The sequence below is a fragment of the Dietzia sp. HMSC21D01 genome, from assembly GCF_001815995.1.
GTDB lineage: Bacteria > Actinomycetota > Actinomycetes > Mycobacteriales > Mycobacteriaceae > Dietzia > Dietzia cinnamea.
The window spans coordinates 8,074-11,756 of the sequence record NZ_KV823675.1 but is presented as its reverse complement, the minus strand read 5'-3'; the positions used below and the strand labels follow the sequence as shown (position 1 = coordinate 11,756).

Annotated in this window: 4 protein-coding genes and 1 tRNA gene; 4 read left to right on the top strand and 1 reads right to left on the bottom strand. The window is 70.2% G+C overall.

All coding sequences use genetic code 11. From position 1 onward, the window contains the following. Positions 1–245 precede the first annotated feature (245 nt). From HMPREF3086_RS01840 to HMPREF3086_RS01830, 3 genes are all read left to right on the top strand, one after another. Positions 246–983: a DsbA family protein gene (locus HMPREF3086_RS01840; RefSeq protein ID WP_082767804.1), complete on the top strand. Its 738-nt coding sequence runs from the start codon at positions 246–248 to the stop codon at positions 981–983. Between the two features lie 153 nt (positions 984–1,136). Next, a tRNA-Ala gene (locus HMPREF3086_RS01835) sits at positions 1,137–1,209 on the top strand. Between the two features lie 95 nt (positions 1,210–1,304). Then, the gene (locus HMPREF3086_RS01830) at positions 1,305–2,399 is read left to right on the top strand and encodes a serine hydrolase domain-containing protein (RefSeq protein ID WP_061229603.1); all 1,095 of its coding nucleotides are present in this window, start codon (positions 1,305–1,307) and stop codon (positions 2,397–2,399) included. 22 nt (positions 2,400–2,421) lie between these two features. Here HMPREF3086_RS01830 and nadE read toward each other — a convergent pair whose 3' ends face one another. Beyond that, a complete protein-coding gene (gene nadE, locus HMPREF3086_RS01825) occupies positions 2,422–3,288 on the bottom strand; it encodes an ammonia-dependent NAD(+) synthetase (protein ID WP_061229604.1) in 867 nt (288 codons plus the stop codon). Between the two features lie 213 nt (positions 3,289–3,501). Between nadE and ykgO the strand changes: the two genes are divergently transcribed. Continuing rightward, complete coding sequence (ykgO, locus tag HMPREF3086_RS01820; RefSeq protein ID WP_007626209.1) at positions 3,502–3,624, top strand: type B 50S ribosomal protein L36; 123 nt, start codon at positions 3,502–3,504, stop codon at positions 3,622–3,624. Positions 3,625–3,683: the final 59 nt, after the last annotated feature.

Below are 3,683 nucleotides of genomic sequence, written 5' to 3'. Positions count from 1 at the left end.
GCTCGGAATCACCGTCCATGCCCCACCCCCTGTGGTTGACCGCGCGGCCGCCCCGCGACCATGTCGAATACGTGTTCTATTCTACGTCCACGTGTTCGACACCACAAGAGCTTCGTCTGTATCGCTGACGGTGCCGGCGCACGTGCACCCAGGGGGTCGGTGACCAAGGCTTCGGTACCCTCTCCCTAGTGCCGGTCACCCGGAAGGGGTCGACGGTCTCCCAGTAGAGAAAGGCCCGCGGACACGTGAACGCCAAGCCCAACAAGAGCACCAAAGTGCTGCAGACCAAGTCCAACAACGGGATGATCATCACCGTCGTCGCGCTCATCGCGGTCGCGGTGGTAGTCCTCGGTGGAGTGGTCTGGATGGCCCAGAGGGGCGGCGAGGCCAACCCCATCACGTTCGGTGAGACCGCCGACGAGCAGATCGAAATCACGGACACCGGCGTGGTGATCGTGGGCCAGCAGGACGCCCCGACCATCCAGGTCTGGGAGGACTACATGTGCCCCGCCTGCGGCTCTTTCGAGGCGCAGTACGGCGAGTCCATCTCCGAGGCCGTCGAGGCCGGGGATCTGCGGGTCGAGTTCCACACCCTCAACTTCCTCAACGGCCAGTCGGGGTCGGGCGAGTACTCCACGCGCGCCCTGGCGGCCGTCCAGTGCGTCGCGGCGAAGGACTCCCTGCCCGTGTTCTTCGACGTCAAGAACGCCTTCTTCGCCCAGCAGCCCACCGAGGGTGGCGGCGACCTCTCGGCGCAGGAACTCGCCGGGATCGCCGAGGAGGCCGGTGCGAACCCGGACACGGTCGAGTGCATCGGCAACGTGGAGACCAACGGCGGCATGGACAAGGCCTCCGACAGTGCGGACAACGCCCAGCAGACCATCCGGGAGATCACCGATCGCGTGTCGACCCCGACCGTCGCGTTCGAAGGTGAGGTCGTGGACCTCGCGAACGCCGCCTGGCTGCAGGAGATCGTCGCCTGATCCTCTGCGGTCCCGCGGGCCACGCGCCCACCGTTTTCGTGCCCCGGCCTCGCCTTTTCCGGTGGGGCCGGGGCCGATTTGGAAGGCCGGACCGTGGTGGTGTAACTTAAGTCGGGCCGGTCACCGAGAGGGGAACGGCAGAGAAATGGATACGGGGCTATGGCGCAGCTGGTAGCGCACCACACTGGCAGTGTGGGGGTCAGGGGTTCGAGTCCCCTTAGCTCCACCGAGGACGAGATCCCGGGAGGTCGGAGACGATCGCCCGGGATCTCGTCATTTCGCCGTCTTCCGCGGCGGTGCGCGCGGACGTAGGGTCGGTACATGGCGGAGCCGCGGGAGATCACCGCCGTGCTCGACGAGCTCGTCGACGCCGGCCGGCTGATCGGGTACGTCTGCGGCGTCCGGCAGGACGGACGCTCTCGGCTCGCCGCGGGCGGTACGCGGTCCATGGGCGGGCCCGCGATGCCCGAGGATGCGGTGTTCCCGCTGTCCTCCAACACCAAACCGATCGCGGGCCTCCTCGCGATGCGGCTCGTGGAGCGTGGCGTTATCGCCCTCGACGATCCGGTGGACGCGCAGCTGCCCGAGCTCGCGGGGCCGCGGGTGCTGGCCGAACCCGACGGGCTGCTGGACCGGACGGTGCCGGCTGACAGACCTGTCACGGTCCGGGACCTGCTCACGATGACCGCCGGCGTCGGGTGGCCGGTACGCAACCCCGACCTGGGCGAGGCCATGGCCGCCCGAGGGGTCGCGCCCGGCCCGTACGCACCGGCCGTCCCGCCGGGGGAGTACCTGCGCAGGCTCGCCGAGCTCCCGTTCGCCGGACAGCCGGGCGGCGGGTGGTGGTACCACACGTGCAGTGACATCCTCGGAGTCCTTCTCGCCCGCGCCACAGGCGCGTCGGTGGGGGAGTTGGTCGCCGAACACGTCACCGGGCCCCTCGGTCTGGCCGACACCGGGTTCACGGCCGATGCGGACCGCCTGGTCGTCACGTACGGACTCGGGCCCGACGGTCGGGTGGCGCCGGTGGACACCGCGGCCAGGTTCACGGGCCGACCGGTGTTCGACTCGCTCGCCTGCGGTCTCGCCGGGACGGTGCGCGACTATCTCGCGGTCCTGGACGTGCTCGTCGACGGCGGCCCGCTCCTCGACGCGGAGAGCGTGCGGCTGATGACCTCCGACCACCTCACCGAGCACCAGCGGGCATCCGCCGAGGGGTTCCTGGAGCCCGGGTGCGGTTACGGGTTCCAGGTCGAGGTCCGCCCCGACGGGACGGCGGGCTGGGCCGGGGGACTGGGCACGATCGGCTACGTCGACCGCCGCGCCGGCCGGTCCGCGGCGGTGTTCACCTCGCAGGCCTTCGACGTGCCCGGTACGGCGGAGGCGCTGGAGACGGTGTGGTCGCTGTTGGGGTGAGCGATCAGCGGCACCGCGCCGGTCAGTGCCACCACGTGTCGAGCGGCGTGGCGGGGACGGTGCGCTTGTGCCGCGAGGCGAGGAACAGGGACTCGATGCGGGCGGCGGCGTCGGCCGGGACCCCCTCGCGCCCCTCGAGGTAGTCGTCGATCTGCGCGTAGGTGACGCCGAGCGCGTCCTCGTCGGGCAGACCGGGCCTGTCGTCCTCCAGGTCGGCGGTGGGCACCTTGCGCCAGGTGGACTCGGGCGCGCCGAGGTGGCGCAGGAGCGCGGCGCCCTGGCGCTTGGTGAGACCGGTCAGGGGGGTCAGGTCGACGCCGCCGTCGCCGTACTTGGTGAAGAAGCCGGTCACCGCCTCGGCGGCGTGATCGGTGCCGACGACGAGGTGGTTCACCTGCCCGGCCACGGCGTACTGGGCGATCATCCGCTCACGCGCCTTGACGTTGCCGCGGACGAAGTCCCGGAGCGGACCCGCCTGGTCGGGGAGTGCCGCCAGGGCCGTGGATGCGGCCTCGGCGGCGGCGTCGGACGCTGCACGGACATCCACCGTCAGGGACGCGTCCGGGCGGATGAACTCCAGGGCTATCTGCGCGTCGGCCTCGTCGGCCTGTACGCCGTACGGAAGGCGCATCGCGATGAACCGGGCCTGTTCCATCCCCTCCTCGCGGAGGCGTTCGGCCGCGAGCTGACACAGTCGCCCCGCGAGCGTCGAGTCCTGACCGCCGCTGATGCCCAGGACGAAGCCGGAGGCGGGTGTGGAGCGCAGGTAGTCGACGAGGAAGGCGACCCGCGTCTCGACCTCCTCGGCGGGGTCGATGTCGGGCCGCACGCCGAGTTCGGCGATGATGGAGGCGCGCAGCGCACTGGAGTCGGGTGGCGTCTGGTTCATGCGGTCAGCTTAGGAACCGCGTGTGACGTCCACGTGACATCAGTGCGCGGTCCGTGGTGCGGTCCCTCGCCGGTTGGAGTTCTTGCCGGGTGGTCCGTTACGATGGACCAGTTGTGTGTCGTACATCCGACCCCGTGGTCGGACGTGTCGCACAGTGATTCCCAGTCGTGTCGGCGGCCATCGCGGCCGCCCCGAGAGCCTAAGGAGCGCCACATGAAGGTCCGCAAGTCCCTTCGGTCGCTGAAGAACAAGCCGGGCGCCCAGGTTGTCCGTCGTCGCGGCAAGACCTACGTGATCAACAAGAAGGATCCCCGGTTCAAGGCCCGCCAGGGCTGAGTCGACCGCGTGAGTACTCACGCACCCCCGAGGGCCCGCCTCCGGTTCGCCGGAGGCGG

Coding starts and splice junctions, on each gene's coding strand:
- HMPREF3086_RS01830 (WP_061229603.1), top strand. CDS start 1,305: ATGGCGGAGCCGCGGGAGATCACCGCCGTGCTCGACGAGCTCGTCGAC.
- nadE (WP_061229604.1), bottom strand. CDS start 3,288: ATGAACCAGACGCCACCCGACTCCAGTGCGCTGCGCGCCTCCATCATC.
- ykgO (WP_007626209.1), top strand. CDS start 3,502: ATGAAGGTCCGCAAGTCCCTTCGGTCGCTGAAGAACAAGCCGGGCGCC.